The organism is Indibacter alkaliphilus LW1, assembly GCF_000295935.2.
In the GTDB taxonomy this organism is placed as follows: domain Bacteria; phylum Bacteroidota; class Bacteroidia; order Cytophagales; family Cyclobacteriaceae; genus Indibacter; species Indibacter alkaliphilus.
The window spans coordinates 384800-399620 of record NZ_ALWO02000037.1 but is presented as its reverse complement, the minus strand read 5'-3'; the positions used below and the strand labels follow the sequence as shown (position 1 = coordinate 399620).

Here is a 14821-nt window from a genome sequence, read left to right as displayed (position 1 = left end):
AATATTTTTTAAAGATTTCTTAAACATTAAATCTAAAATGCATAATATCTCCATCCTTTACTACATATTCTTTGCCTTCTATTGAAATTTTACCATTTTCTCTGCAAGCTGCTTCTGTTTTAAACTTCTCATAATCTTCCAGCTTGATCACCTCAGCTTTGATGAAACCCCTTTCAAAGTCAGTATGGATCACACCTGCAGCTTGAGGGGCCTTCCAGCCTCGCCTTATTGTCCAAGCCCTTACTTCTTGAACTCCAGCAGTGAAGTAAGTGATCAGGTTTAGTAGTTTATATGCACCTGCTATCAATTTATTAAGCCCACTTTCTTCTAATCCATATTCTGATAGGAACAAAGCCTTCTCTTCAGGGTCCTCAAACTCAGCAATCTGGGATTCGATAGCTGCACAGAGTACTATTACTTCAGCATGCTCATCTTTTACATTTTCTTTCAACTTCTCTACAAATTCATTACCGGTCAATATACTGCCTTCATCTACATTGGCAACATAAAGAACAGGTTTGATGGTCAGTAAATGGAGATCTTTTACAGCTTCAAGGTCTTCTTTTTCTACCTCAATTGCTCTGGCATTTTTTCCGGACTTGAGTTCTTCTTTGAACGTTTGAAGGGTTTCAAGTTCTTTTTTTGCTTTCGCATCCCCTGATTTGGCAATTTTTTCAATTCTAGCGATTTTCTTTTCTACTGACTCAAGGTCTTTGAGCTGAAGTTCAGTGTCTATGACCTCTTTGTCAAAAAGAGGATCTACAGATCCCGCCACATGGACTACATTGTCATCCTGAAAACAGCGGATCACATGGATAATAGCATCTACTTCTCTGATATTGGCAAGAAATTTATTCCCCAAGCCTTCCCCCTTACTTGCGCCTTTGACAAGCCCTGCTATGTCTACAAACTCTATCACCGTAGGAATTACTTTGTTGGGGTTGACCAATGACTCAAGGATTTTTAATCTTCTGTCAGGTACTGTCACCACACCCACATTGGGTTCGATAGTACAGAAAGGGAAATTTGCTGCTTCTGCTTTCGCACTGGAAAGCGCATTGAATAAAGTAGATTTTCCTACGTTGGGTAAACCAACGATGCCACATTGTAATGCCATTGAAGATGGTTGTTTTTTTAAAATTTAAAGATTCGGTATTCCCGGTATCCTTTAAAGAATTCCAAGAATGAAACTCTGAAAATGGTATAAACAGGAATGGCAAATATCATCCCTAAAATACCGGCGATTTTTGCACCCGCAAAGATAACAACAAAAATTTCAAGTGGATGGGCTTTTACCGATTTCGAGAAAATTAGCGGTTGAAGCACAACATTATCTGTGACCTGAACGACTGAAAACACACCGAGAATCTTGATAATCATTAAAATAATATCATTTGAAGTGTCAAACTCACCAGTAGATAAGCCCACAATTACCCCAAAAGTTGCACCCAAAATAGGTCCTGCATAAGGTATCAGATTCGCTACAGCAGCAAACATGGCTATGGTAAGCGCATATTCAATCCCTACCAAGGTCAAGCCCAAGGAGGCAAGTGAGAAAATACAGGTCAATTGGATGAGCAATCCAACCAAATAATTTGATAGTAATCTTTCCACCTTGTTGAATGTGGAAACCGCCAATTCAAAATAAGCATTGGGAATGAGGTTCATGATGTTTCTACGAAGGAGTCCATTTTCAAGTAAAAGGAAAAATGTAATGAAACTCACAGCCATGAGTGCAATGAACAAAGAGCTTGTTGTATTGACTACAGTATTGATGATACCTTGAAAGTTGATCTTTGAAAAACTAGCAATCAGGGACTCTCTCACCTGTGTAATCAAAAAGCCAGGTTCGCTTTGTACGACATTGTATTGGATCAGAAAATCCTCAATTTTACCTACAGGGTTTTGGATCTGTTCATACAGGTAGTCCATGTCATAGGTTGCAATAATCTGGATTTGTGCACTGATCAAAGGGATAAATAACAAGCCTATAAAAAAAATAAATAGTGCGATGACAAAGAAAGAAAGCATGATAGCAATCCACCTGGGGATATTCTGACCCAACACATGTACTCCATTTATTTTGTTAGTCAGTGGTCTGAGTATAGCGGCAATTACAAGTGATAAAACGAAGTAAAAAGTAATGTTTGAAAAATACCAACCTATTACGAACAGGAGGACCAGAATAATTAAAAGGTATAAGATGGGTTTTTTCATAAGTAAACAAAAAGAGAAAGGAACTCAACGAAACCTAATTTATCAATTAAGTATGCAATGGCAAAACGAATTCCGCCAACGTTGAATTACTTTCTCTAAAGATGCGTAAATGCTGGGATTAATCCCACTTCAATTCATCATCAAATTCATTTTCAGATTCCTCATTTTCATACTGAGAGAAATCAAAGTCTGACATCAAGTCATTTTTCACATGGTCTACGGCATCTTGAAGGGCTTCCAAAAATTTTGAAAAATCTTCCTTGTAGAGGAAAATCTTGTGCTTTTCAAAAACAAAACCGTCTTCCTTCAATCTCCTTTTGCTTTCGGTAATGGTTAGGTAATAATCATTTGATTTGGTTGATTTTACATCAAAAAAATAAGTTCTTTTACCGGCTTTCACTCTCCTAGAGAAGATTTCTTCTCTATCATTTCCTCTGTTATCTTCCACTTTCCAAAGAATTTTGTTGTTTGTGTTTGGTATATTTAGACTTCCAAGTTAAATCAATTCACAAAATATATTCAAGGGAATTTTGACTTTTTTTAAATAAATAGGCCTAAAATTAAGGTAAACGGTTAAATATCAGAGGTATTTTTCCTCACATCAAAAAAAAGAGGACTATCAAAGTCCTCTTATTCACCATGCATGAAAATCTTTTTCGCCAAAAGCTCTTCTTCAGATTCTCTGTGATCAGGGTCGTCTACACAACAGTCAACCGGACATACAGCCGCACATTGGGGCTCCTCATGGAATCCCGTGCATTCTGTACACTTGTCAGTAACGATGTAATAGAATTCATCTGAGACAGGTTCCTGTTTTTCGTGAGCGTCAACTACAGTTCCATCTTCCTTAGTGACCTCATTCAGATTGGTCCCTCCGGCCCAGGTCCATTCTATCCCGCCTTCGTATATTGCTGTATTTGGACATTCTGGTTCGCATGCACCGCAGTTGATACATTCGTCAGTTATCATTATCGCCATATCAAATTCAAATTTTATTCGATGTAAAATTAATACCCAAATAACCAATCATGCAAAAAAAAGTTGTCATGCTAACTAATTTATATTCATTCTATCAAAAAGGGTCTTTCTTTTTTAATCAATATCTTTGTGGCTCAAATGAAAAATTTATGTTTTTAGAAGAAAGGATACAGGCCTTTGCCTCACTCGGAGAGAAATTAAAATCTTTGACAAATAGTGAATTTGAAGCGCTAGCTGTTAAGGTTGGCAATAATAATAATTGGTTTACTACTGCCAATGTTCAAGCGGCAATCAGTGGAATTAGTGAATACTTAGAAAGATCCAAGCTTGAGCATTGGGCAAAATCTTATGAATTGGATAAAGTAAATAATCCGAAAACAATCGGTATCATGATGGCAGGGAATATTCCTGCAGTTGGATTTCATGACCTGCTTTGTGTCCTGATTAGTGGGCATAAAGCGGCGATAAAGTTAAGCTCAAGTGATACGGTTTCCATTACCTGGTTAGTTGATAAACTTTTGGAAATTGAGCCAAGGTTCAAGTCTATGGTGTCTTTTGAAGAAATGTTGAAAAATAAGGATGCCTACATAGCTACTGGAAGTGATAACTCTGCCAGATATTTTGATTATTACTTTGGCAAATACCCGCATATCATCAGAAAAAACAGGACTTCCCTTGCAGTTTTGGATGGGCGTGAAGGAAGGGAAGACTTTATAAACTTGGGAAGAGATATTTTTCAATATTTCGGACTGGGTTGTAGAAATGTTTCCAAATTGTTTGTGCAGGAAAATTTCGAATTCACTCAATTTTTGGATGCTATTGAAGGATATAAACAGATGGCGGATCATCATAAATACCTGAATAATTACGATTATAACAAGTCAATTTATCTCGTCAATAAAGAGGCCCATCTTGACAATGGGTTTTTACTCTTGAAAGAGAGTGAGGAAATGGTTTCTCCAATTTCGGTTTTGTATTACGAAAAGTATTTAGATCTGCATGATTTAAAAAATAAATTGGCGGAAGTATCAGATAAAACCCAGTGTATAGTAAGTAAGAATGCTTGGTATGAAGGAAGTTTTGACTTCGGACGTGCACAATGTCCAGCATTAGATGATTATGCTGATGGTGTGGATACCCTTGAGTTTCTCGAAAACCTATGATTTAGAAATGTCTTTTTCCAAACGAAAACCAATTACGCTGTCTTTGTTCAATTCACTTTGGATTTTTGTTTCTGATACAAGGTAAGAGAGAGAGCTCACGATCAAGCAGTCTAGCAATGAAAATAAATTTGAACTTCCCTTCCTCTTTTCAGATAGCTTTACTTTTGAGCTTGATAGTCTATGTTTTAGCAGTTGGTTTTACTTTACCTACTAATGAATCAATTTTTCTCTATTCATTTCAGGTTTTGAAATTTTGGAAAAGTGGATTCTGGGAACTGCTGGAATTTACGCTTCAAATGATTTTGATATTGGTTTTTGGACATACCTTAGCGATGTCTCAACCTGTTGATAATTTTCTGGATAAAGTTGCCTTCTATGTGAAGACCAATACCCACGCCGTACTTTTTACAGGGGGGGTATCCATGGCCGGAGGTTACTTGAATTGGGGATTTGGTTTGATTCTTGGAGCAGTATTGGCGAGAAAAATTGGTGAAATTGCTACTGAAAAGCGGCTAGCCGTCAATTATCCTCTTGTAGCGGCTTCCGGTTATCTGGGAATGTTGGTTTGGCATGGCGGCTTATCTGGTTCATCCACTTTGAAGGTTGCAGAAGAGAATCATTTTTTGATGGATAAAATCGGGGTTGTCACTATCAATAAAACTATTTTTTCCGATTTCAATATTTGGACAAATGTGGTTTTGATATTGTGCTTAATTTTATTGCTTTTATTTCTTTCCAAAAAACCTATAGATAAACAGGTTGAAGTCACAAAAAATAGAAGCACTAAGGTGGTAAATGAGAGTAAAGATAAATTGGGCTATCTTATTGGCCTGATTATTTTGGCCCTCAGTGTATCTGAGTTCAGTAAAGTTTATGAGGAAGGATGGGGGTTTTTAGATCTGAATTTTGTCAATTTCATCCTGTTAGGGCTGGGACTTTTGGCATTTGGAAGCCTCAGTCGGTATGTGTCATCGCTCAGCGAAGCAGTAAGAGGTGCTACTGACATTTTGATTCAGTTCCCATTTTACGCAGGAATTTTGGGTATCATGAAATATAGTGGCTTATTGGTTTTAATAGCAGATGGGATAGTTCAACATTCGGGGCCTGGCTCATTTCCATTATTTTCTTTTTTCAGTGCTGCTATAATCAACTTCTTTGTGCCATCTGGTGGAGGACAGTGGGCCATACAAGGTCCGGTAATCGTAGAAGCTGCAAATCAGATGAATATCAGTGTACCGAACATGATCATTGCTTTTGCCTATGGGGACCAAGTAAGTAATATGCTTCAACCTTTTTGGGCGCTTCCATTACTGGCCATCACAGGATTGTCGGCAAAATCACTTTTAGGCTATACCTTTTACTTTTTTTTAATAGCACTGTTGATTTTCGGTATATCTATTTGGTTATTCGTGTAATCAGGCTTTTTATAATCTGTATAAATACTACCGTATAAAGTTTCATTACTTCCATTTTTGGCCTATATTTTTATCTTTGCGGACAATTTAGAAACCTTTTCAACATATTATAAATAAAATCCCAATGGCATTTGATATAGAAATGATCAAGGCAGTATATTCAAAATATCCTGAAAGGATAGAAGCTGCCAGGAAAGCAGTAGGAAGACCTCTTACATTGACTGAAAAAATATTGTACGCACATTTGGATCAAGGCGATGCTACACAGGCATTTGATAGAGGAGTTTCCTATGTGGACTTCAAACCTGATAGGGTTGCCATGCAGGATGCGACAGCTCAGATGGCACTTTTGCAATTTATGCAGGCAGGTAGAAACCAGGTTGCAGTTCCTTCTACAGTCCACTGTGACCACTTGATCCAGGCAGAAGTAGGTGCCAATGCCGATCTAAGTAAAGCAAAAGATAAAAACAGAGAAGTTTATGATTTTCTTTCTTCAGTATCCAATAAATATGGAATAGGCTTCTGGAAGCCGGGAGCAGGTATCATACACCAAGTCGTTTTGGAAAATTATGCATTTCCTGGAGGAATGATGATTGGTACAGATTCGCATACTCCAAATGCTGGAGGTTTGGGAATGATTGCTATTGGAGTAGGTGGTGCAGATGCTTGTGATGTTATGGCCGGATTGGCTTGGGAACTTAAGTTTCCAAAATTGATCGGGGTTAAATTGACTGGCAAATTATCCGGATGGACTTCTGCCAAGGATGTTATTCTTAAAGTTGCAGGAATTCTAACCGTAAAAGGTGGAACCGGAGCGGTAGTTGAATATTTTGGTGAAGGAGCCAATTCTCTTTCTGCTACCGGCAAAGGAACTATCTGTAACATGGGTGCAGAAATCGGAGCTACCACTTCAATATTTGGCTACGATGAAAAATCAGCGGCTTACCTGAAAGGTACTGACAGAGCGGATATTGCGGAAATGGCCGATGGCATCAAAGAACATTTGAACGGAGATGCTGAAGTTTATGCTCAACCTGAAAAGTATTTTGATCAAGTGATCGAAATCAATCTATCAGAGCTTGAGCCTCATATCAATGGGCCTTTCACGCCAGATTTGGCTTGGCCTCTTTCTGAATTTGCAGCAGCAGTAAAAGAAAACGGATGGCCTGCTAAGCTAGAGGTTGGTTTGATAGGGTCTTGTACCAATTCTTCTTACGAGGATATATCAAGAGCAGCTTCTTTGGCACAACAAGCAGTAGACAAAAAACTACTTGCCAAATCTGAGTATACAATTACCCCCGGATCTGAACAAGTTAGGTTCACTGTTGACAGGGATGGTTTCTTAGATATTTTTGATAAAATGGGGGGAGTGGTTTTGGCCAATGCATGTGGACCTTGTATAGGGCAGTGGGCCAGACATGGTGCTGACAAGCAGGAGAAAAACTCTATTATCACCTCTTTCAACAGAAATTTTGCAAAGCGTGCTGATGGAAACCCGAATACCCATGCTTTTGTTGCTTCCCCTGAAATCGTAACTGCTTTGGCTATTGCAGGGGACCTCACTTTTAATCCAATGAAAGATACCCTTACCAATGAAAATGGTGAGCAGGTCAAATTGGATGAGCCTGCCGGACTTGAATTGCCAAGTAAGGGTTTTGCTGTAGAGGATGCCGGATATCAAGCCCCAGCAGAGGATGGATCAAAAGTAGAGGTAATCGTCGATCCCAAATCTGAAAGACTTCAGTTGCTTGAGCCATTTGCTCCTTGGGAAGGTTCTGATCTTGCTGGCCTTAAGTTGTTGATCAAAGCTAAAGGAAAATGTACTACAGACCATATATCAATGGCAGGGCCTTGGTTGAGATTCAGAGGTCATTTGGATAACATATCCAATAATATGCTCATCGGTGCAGTTAATGCTTATAATGATGAAACCAATAAAGTAAAAAATCAATTGAACGGTGAATATGCAGAGGTTCCTGCTGTACAACGTCAGTATAAACTGCATGGGGTTGGCTCTATTGTAGTAGGTGACGAAAACTATGGTGAGGGTTCTTCCAGAGAACATGCGGCTATGGAGCCAAGGTTTTTGGGAGTGAGGGCGATTTTGGTGAAGTCTTTTGCAAGAATTCATGAAACCAATCTCAAAAAACAAGGAATGCTTGCACTTACGTTTGACAATCCTGCAGATTATGAATTGATACAGGAAGATGACTCCATTGATATTGTAGGCTTGACCAACTTCAAACCAGGAGTATCTCTGACAGTGATCCTTAACCATGCTGATGGGAGCAAGGATGAGATTAAAGTTAACCATACATACAATGCAGGTCAGATTGAATGGTTCAAAGCTGGTTCAGCATTGAATTTGATCAAAGCGGGGGTTTAAACCCTCGATGATAAATTTCTTTAAAAAAGTCAGGTGGTCAATCCATCTGGCTTTTTTCATTTTATAACTTGTTAAGCACAATGTAGACTTATATGCTGATAGATAAACTGAAAACCTTTCCGGAAAAGTGATTTTTAGGCTTCTTAAAAGAAATTCGATTATATTTAAAGGCTTTTGTCATTGCGTACTAAAATTTAACGAAGGAAAGCCTGTGAAGCAGATATCCAGCCTCGGTTTATTATGTCTTTTGTTTTTGGTTTTTTTGAATCATGTTTCCTTAGCCCAGACTGTAGAATCAGATGAACGAGCTTTACTCAACGTGGGGGAAAGTGAAGGGATTAGCTTTTCTAAGGATTCTCTCTTTCTGATGAATCTAAGGTTTAGGATGCAAAACAGAGCAGGCTTTAATACTTTGGAAGGAGATGCATTTCAAGTAAGTGAATATGAGATGCGTGTGAGAAGACTCAGGCTGCGTTTTGATGGGTTTGTGGGGAATCCTAGATTTCAATATTATATCCAACTGGCTTTTTCAAAAGCAGATTTAGACCTGGAAACTGGACTAATTGCACAGCCAGTGAGAGATGCGATTTTGTATTATTTTGTAAATGAAAATTTTTATTTAGGCTTTGGTCAATCCAAATTACCGGGCAATAGGCAGCGTGTAATCAGTTCTGGAAACCTTCAGTTTGCAGACAGGTCGACGGCCAATGCAATTTTCACCTTGGACAGGGATTTCGGTCTGTTTTTATACAAGACTATTCCTTTTCAAAATCAGTCAATCCTGCAACTTAAAGGGGTAATATCCACAGGAGATGGCAGAAATGCTTCAGCTATCAATGATGGACTTGCTTATACTGGTAGGCTAGAGTTTTTGCCTTTTGGAAGATTTACAAATAGCGGCGATTACTCTGAAGGAGACTTTGAGTTTGAACCCAATCCCAAACTTGCAATAGGAGTCACCTACTCTGAAAATCAAAAAGCAACAAGGACCGGAGGCCAACTGGGACAGGAGTTGTTTGAGTCGAGAAATATGAATAGCTTTATAGTAGACGGGACGTATAAACATCTGGGGTACGCGGTTTTAGCTGAGTATTTTCACCGGGCATCAGAAGATCCGGTCACTACCAATGCTATGGGAGATATCCGGTATGTTTTGGTTGGATGGGGGATCAATACACAAGTGAGTAAAATGCTTGATCGGAAAAATGAACTGGCTGTCCGCTATTCAAGTGTGCATCCTAATGCAAACATTACTCAGTTTCAAGAGCGTGTAGATGAAGCGTTATTGGGTTTTACGCATTATGTAAATGGCCATAGGATCAAGGTACAAGTAAACCTTGGATATAAATGGCTGGAAGGACTGGCTAGATTTGAAAATACCGGTAATTCCTGGACCGGTATGTTTCAGGTTGAATTCGGGATTTAGATAGTGTGAAAAACAAAATTTATAATTTTAAAAGCAATTTATTTGTTATAAAAAACAAATTACTGTATGTTTACGAAGTATTGAATATGCATCACCCTAATTCAATTTTCCAAATTGTAAACTTATAAACTGCCTTTCAATGAAAGAAAGAGGTATTAATAGTACTTTTAAGAAAATCATCTATGAATCCAGTGAGATGGTTTTCTTGGCGGATGATACCTATCCCTATAATATTTTTTATAGCAATCAGGCATTTGAAAATCTGATAGGCCAGTTTTTGGATGAAAAAAGCCTGGTTGGTTTAGGTTTGGATATCAACTCTTACATCTTCAATGAGGAGTTGATTTTAAATTTCATGGGGGTTGATTACACCTTTTATCTTGAATTGCCTCAGGAAAATGCATCTAATTATTTTCTTTTTTATAAAGGAAAGGAAATGAGAGGGCAGGGGCTCCCCACCAAGAAGGATTCGCAATATTTTTTTAGGAATACTGTAGACTTGGTAGCAATAGGTCAGGAAACTTACCTTACCTGGGTGAGTAATTCAGTAAAACCAATGCTAGGCTATGCTCCGGAAGAAATAATCAATATCGAACTTTGTTCATATTTTCATCCAGATGACATAGAGCATGTCAGGTCACTCACTTTTGACATCCGGCAAGAGAGGAAAAACAGTCATTTTATTGCAAGATTACTTACTAAGGCAGGAGAATACAGGTGGTTTGAATTCCATGTTCATTTTATTGTTGGTAAATTTTATGCTATGGGAAGGGATATCACAGATGTCAAATCCCAAATAATAGAAAAAGACAATCTTAATGAACTCTATCAGCTCTGCGAAGGATCTTCAGAGTTGGGGTTTTTTGAAATCTCTGCTCAATCCAATACAATTTATCTGACAAGTTCTTTGCAGGAATTCCTTGGCACAAAAAAAGACACAGAGCTTACTTTAGAAGAAGCCATCAACATTTTTCAAGAGTCAGACAGACCAATCCTCAAAGAGGCCTTTGCTGACCTGATATCCAAAGGGAAAAATATAGATCTTACCCTTGAGGTTGCTGCTTCGGGCAATTCTTCGCGATGGGTGAAAATGACAGGGAGGTCTGACAGTAAAAATAACAGACAGTCAAGGCTTTTTGGGATTATACAGGATATTACCAAGACATACGAAGAACAAAATAAACTTGATGTTTTCAGAGAGTTGTTTTACCTAGGGCCTGATTCGTGTATGATTACAGACCTGAGCGGAAAAATCCTATACTCCAATCAGGCTGCCAGAACCAAATTTGCTCCCGATAGTCAAATCCCATTCCCAGAAAGTATTGCTGGCTTTGAACCTATTTTGGCAGAAAAGGAAATTTGGGACTCCCATGTAGAGCAACTGACTTCATTAGGAAATAAAATTTATCAAAGTGCCATTATCAACTCTTCAGGATTAGAAATTCCAGTTGAAGTAAATGCCAAGTTTGTTCAGATTCAGGGGAAAAGTATGTTGGTGTCCGTATTTAGGGATGTTTCTGATAGGGAGCTATCTGTGAAGGAATCATCCGGAGCAGTTGATTTTTTACATCATCTGACAGAACATATACCAGGGGCTCTATACCAGTTTGTACTGGATAAGGATGGAGAGATGAAATTCTCCTATTTGAGTCCTGGAATCAAGACCTTACTAGATTTGGAAGAAGGAGAATTTTCTGAATTCAACGACGTAGGAAAAGCTATTTCAAAAGTTCACCCTGAAGATATAGCAAAAGTATTGACCTCCACAGTTTCTTCGGCAAGAAAACTAAGTCCTTGGACCTGTAAGTTCAGGGTTCAGGATCCTGGTACTTCAGATTTTAAATGGGTGCAGGGAGCTGCAAAACCTGAAGCTCTTGAAAACGGGGATGTTGTCTGGTATGGATATCTCACGGACATCACAGATCAGAAATTGTTTGAGGATAAATTGCATGATGCACGAGAAGAGGCGATGAAGGCCAGCCAGGTCAAATCAGAGTTCCTCTCTATCATCAGCCATGAGCTAAGAACGCCATTAAATGCTATTTCCGGGTCTGTTTACTCCCTCCTTCAGGATGATCACACCCCAATTCAGAAGTCAGCTTTCAATACTATCAATTTTGCAGTGGAAAATCTGATCACTATGATCAATGACTTGCTGGATTTCCAGAAAATAGAAGCTGGAAAATTGACTTTGGACAAGAGCCCTATCAATCTTGAAAATGTAGTCAAAAGAGTTGTTGATGGTTTACAGTATCATGCCAAGGATAGTGGAAATGAACTTAAACTTCAATTTAAAAATGAACTTAATATTGAGGTAAAAGCTGACAAAGTCAGAATTGCGCAGGTCTTGAATAACCTGATTACAAATGCCCTTAAATTTACCCATAATGGTAATGTAGAAGTGATTTTAGAAATGAAATCACAATCCGACTCCAAAGTGAAAGTTTACTTTGAAGTAAGGGACAACGGCATAGGTATAGCAGAGGAGCATAAGCTCAGGATCTTCAATGAGTTTGACCAAATTCAACATTCATTCAGCAAAAAGTATGGTGGTACAGGATTGGGGCTGTCAATTACCAAGAAGCTTCTGGACTTGATGGGAAGTAAAATTGATTTGCATTCTGAATTGAATGTTGGCTCATCTTTCTTTTTCGAAATTGAATTTGAAAAGGTATATGCTAGAACGGTCCAAAGCGACTCGCTTTCAAAAATAACTCATGCCAAGCCGGCAGAAAACGGGATGACCAACATACCCAATTCTACAGAGGAATCAGCCACTTCTTCTCATGCGAAACCAAGCTCGCCTACCAAAATCACGGAAGTTAAACTTTTAATGGTTGAAGACAACGATGTGAACGCTTTGGTATTGGGGAAAATCATTAAAAAATGGGGTATCCAATATAATCGGGTAAACAATGGCAAGTTAGCTGTTGAAGCCATGAAAGAAGGAGATTATGATTGTGTGCTGATGGATATTCAAATGCCCGTAATGAATGGTTTTGAAGCAACAGAGAAGATTAAGGAGTTTTCAAATATTCCTATTTTAGCACTTTCTGCTGCCGACAAGGTTGAAGTTATGGATAAAATAGACAAGACAGGTTTTGATGGTTATGTAGCCAAACCTATAGACGCTTCAGAACTGCTGAAGAAAATCAAAGAAGTGCTTCATATCGTTAGTCAAAGTGCATGAGCTTTTTCTAAATAATTTTGGACCATTTCCATCTCAGGTACTTTGGAATACAGATCTTCAAGGTACCTCAAGGCAAGCTCTTTTTCAGATTTCATTACATAATAAATTCCTTTATTTCGCAATGCATAAAGGTTTTTTGGATCCTGCTTGATACTGTAGTTAATGTCGTCAAGCCCTTTTTCCAAATCACATGTAAATAACCTGTAAAGACCTCTATTGTTGTAAAAGAAAGCCTGTCTTGGATTGTTGGCAATAGCCTTTTCTACCCAGTCTAAAGCCTCTTCATAGGCTTTATTTTCAAAAGCGATCATCGATCTTAAATTGAAAATATTGGCTTCCTTTGGGTTGAGTTGCTCTGCTTTCGTCAATATTCGAATAGCTTCATCATAGTTTTTTTTGTAGTAAAATATTGTAGCCTGGTTGACCATGAGGTCAGGATTATTTGGTTCCAGGGAAAGGGCCTTTCCAAATGAATCCAAGGCCGAATCGTGATTTTTAAATTGTTCTTGAACCAAACCATGAAGAAAATATCCTTTCCAATACTCTGGATAGGATTCGAGAATGGTTTCTGCATCTGCTTGGGATTTGTAAATCTCACCATTATCAAGATATGCCAACCCTCTTTGAAACAGGGTCAGGCTATCCTCTGGAAGCTGGGCCAAGATATAGGAGTAATCGCGAATGGCCTCATCCAGCCTAGCTAATCTTTGATAAACAATGCCACGGTTAAGCCTTGCGTCTCTGTAATCAGGGTCAATTTTTAAAGCTTCAGAATACATTTCCAAAGCCGACCTGGTGTCGTTTTCTTTTAATTTTTCGTTTCCTTTTAATAAAAATCTCCCTTTTTTATCTTCAGTATTATCACATCCACTGAGTACTACAACAAGGAAAGCAATAATCAAATAAATCGCTTTTTGATTCTTCATTCTTTTTTATTCTCTTCTTTTTCTTCTCCGAATAACAACGCAAAGGGCTCAGTTGATTCATCCAAAAGGAAAATTTCTCGCAATAAAGCTAAAGTTGGGATGACAACAATCATACCCGCAATGCCCCAAATGGCCGAGCCTACCATCAAGCCTAAAAATGTGATAAATGCATTTAGGTTTACATTGCTTCCTACAATCTTTGGAGTGAGAAAGTTACTTTCAATGATCTGTACTATCTGAAATGAAATCACTACGCCCAGGGGATACCAGAGACTGTCTTTGGTAAGAAAAGCAAAGATCGTGGGCAATACAGCTCCCAAGAATGGGCCCAAGAACGGGATGATATTTAAGATCCCTGCAAATACACCAAAAAAAACAGCGTGTTTGATCCCAAGTCCCAGCAAAATGGCCGTATTGACTATTGCAAGAATAGCCATCACTTTAATTACACCTATGATGTACCTTTGGACTACTTTTTTCAAATCCCTTATTTTTCCTTTCACCATTTCAGGATCATGCTTATGGAATAACATGGCTGCGAACTGGGTCAGATGGGATCTGAACAGAAGAAAAAAGAAAATAAATACTGTCAGCAATAAAAATGATGTCAATGAGCCCAGCGTGCTGAAGATAATATCAGCAACACTGCCGGAGTTGGTTTCAAGTAAATCTATAATTGATTCTTTATCTATCCCTTTTCCTAACCCTGTCTCTATTTGAAGTTTATCAGAAAGAAATGATTCAATGTCTTCAAGATACTTATTGAGCTTGTCTCCTACATTATCCAAATCTCGAGTAAAGCTGGCAACCTGAAAACCTATAAAAGTTAGTAGTCCCAAAATTCCAACCAATCCTGTCAATAATGCTATGATGGAGCTTAAAGTTCTGGAAAGTTTTTTACTCTCCATCCAATCACTAATAGGGGTCAATAACGCAGAAATATACCCTGCTAGCAATAAAGGGATCAATAAATGTCTGCCTACAACCATTATAAAAACGATTGCAATGATCAGCAAAAGGATAATCAGAATTTTTAAAATAGCAGGTAACTGAAGTTTATTTTGTTCCATTCCGATAAAAGTTAGCCGAGTTTCTAAAATTGAATTTTTTTTATGAAACA

Annotated in this window: 11 protein-coding genes; 5 read left to right on the top strand and 6 right to left on the bottom strand. The window is 38.2% G+C overall.

Annotated features, from left to right (window positions below; translation table 11 throughout):
* Positions 1-19 precede the first annotated feature (19 nt).
* From ychF to A33Q_RS14115, 4 genes are all read right to left on the bottom strand, one after another.
* Positions 20-1117 carry a redox-regulated ATPase YchF gene (ychF, locus tag A33Q_RS14130; RefSeq protein ID WP_009033511.1) on the bottom strand — a complete coding sequence of 366 codons (1098 nt, stop codon included), beginning with the start codon at positions 1115-1117 and terminating at the stop codon, positions 20-22.
* Between the two features lie 17 nt (positions 1118-1134).
* Positions 1135-2217, bottom strand: coding sequence for an AI-2E family transporter (locus tag A33Q_RS14125; RefSeq protein WP_040490470.1), 1083 nt, complete (start codon positions 2215-2217; stop codon positions 1135-1137).
* 118 nt (positions 2218-2335) lie between these two features.
* Entirely contained in the window at positions 2336-2665 is a 330-nt protein-coding gene (locus tag A33Q_RS14120) for a DUF3276 family protein (protein ID WP_009033509.1), read from the bottom strand.
* Between the two features lie 182 nt (positions 2666-2847).
* Positions 2848-3195: a 4Fe-4S binding protein gene (locus A33Q_RS14115; protein WP_009033508.1), complete on the bottom strand. Its 348-nt coding sequence runs from the start codon at positions 3193-3195 to the stop codon at positions 2848-2850.
* Positions 3196-3344: 149 nt separating this feature from the next.
* Here A33Q_RS14115 and A33Q_RS14110 point away from each other — a divergent pair, with 149 nt between their 5' ends.
* The 5 genes from A33Q_RS14110 to A33Q_RS14090 all read left to right on the top strand — a co-directional run bounded on the left by A33Q_RS14110 (position 3345) and on the right by A33Q_RS14090 (position 12775).
* Positions 3345-4358, top strand: coding sequence for an acyl-CoA reductase (locus A33Q_RS14110; RefSeq protein ID WP_016255282.1), 1014 nt, complete (start codon positions 3345-3347; stop codon positions 4356-4358).
* A 116-nt stretch (positions 4359-4474) separates the two neighbouring features.
* Positions 4475-5773 (top strand): TIGR00366 family protein, encoded by a 1299-nt coding sequence (locus tag A33Q_RS14105; RefSeq protein WP_016255281.1) that lies wholly within the window; start codon positions 4475-4477, stop codon positions 5771-5773.
* 124 nt (positions 5774-5897) lie between these two features.
* Positions 5898-8159, top strand: a complete 2262-nt coding sequence (locus A33Q_RS14100; RefSeq protein ID WP_009033505.1) for an aconitate hydratase — start codon at positions 5898-5900, stop codon at positions 8157-8159.
* 211 nt (positions 8160-8370) lie between these two features.
* Entirely contained in the window at positions 8371-9585 is a 1215-nt protein-coding gene (locus tag A33Q_RS14095) for a porin (RefSeq protein WP_040490469.1), read from the top strand.
* Between the two features lie 139 nt (positions 9586-9724).
* Complete coding sequence (locus A33Q_RS14090; protein ID WP_009033503.1) at positions 9725-12775, top strand: PAS domain-containing hybrid sensor histidine kinase/response regulator; 3051 nt, start codon at positions 9725-9727, stop codon at positions 12773-12775.
* Here the strand turns inward: A33Q_RS14090 and A33Q_RS14085 are convergent.
* Positions 12763-13701 carry a tetratricopeptide repeat protein gene (locus tag A33Q_RS14085; protein ID WP_009033502.1) on the bottom strand — a complete coding sequence of 313 codons (939 nt, stop codon included), beginning with the start codon at positions 13699-13701 and terminating at the stop codon, positions 12763-12765. The genes A33Q_RS14090 and A33Q_RS14085 overlap by 13 nt on opposite strands.
* Positions 13698-14771: an AI-2E family transporter gene (locus A33Q_RS14080; protein WP_009033501.1), complete on the bottom strand. Its 1074-nt coding sequence runs from the start codon at positions 14769-14771 to the stop codon at positions 13698-13700. The genes A33Q_RS14085 and A33Q_RS14080 overlap by 4 nt, the downstream gene beginning before the upstream one ends.
* Positions 14772-14821 lie beyond the last annotated feature (50 nt).

Bases quoted from the DNA above. Each gene is read 5' to 3' on its own strand.
- A33Q_RS14090 (WP_009033503.1), top strand. From the start codon at position 9,725: ATGAAAGAAAGAGGTATTAATAGTACTTTTAAGAAAATCATCTATGAA.
- A33Q_RS14125 (WP_040490470.1), bottom strand. From the start codon at position 2,217: ATGAAAAAACCCATCTTATACCTTTTAATTATTCTGGTCCTCCTGTTC.
- ychF (WP_009033511.1), bottom strand. From the start codon at position 1,117: ATGGCATTACAATGTGGCATCGTTGGTTTACCCAACGTAGGAAAATCT.
- A33Q_RS14085 (WP_009033502.1), bottom strand. From the start codon at position 13,701: ATGAAGAATCAAAAAGCGATTTATTTGATTATTGCTTTCCTTGTTGTA.
- A33Q_RS14080 (WP_009033501.1), bottom strand. From the start codon at position 14,771: ATGGAACAAAATAAACTTCAGTTACCTGCTATTTTAAAAATTCTGATT.
- A33Q_RS14110 (WP_016255282.1), top strand. From the start codon at position 3,345: ATGTTTTTAGAAGAAAGGATACAGGCCTTTGCCTCACTCGGAGAGAAA.
- A33Q_RS14115 (WP_009033508.1), bottom strand. From the start codon at position 3,195: ATGGCGATAATGATAACTGACGAATGTATCAACTGCGGTGCATGCGAA.
- A33Q_RS14105 (WP_016255281.1), top strand. From the start codon at position 4,475: ATGAAAATAAATTTGAACTTCCCTTCCTCTTTTCAGATAGCTTTACTT.
- A33Q_RS14100 (WP_009033505.1), top strand. From the start codon at position 5,898: ATGGCATTTGATATAGAAATGATCAAGGCAGTATATTCAAAATATCCT.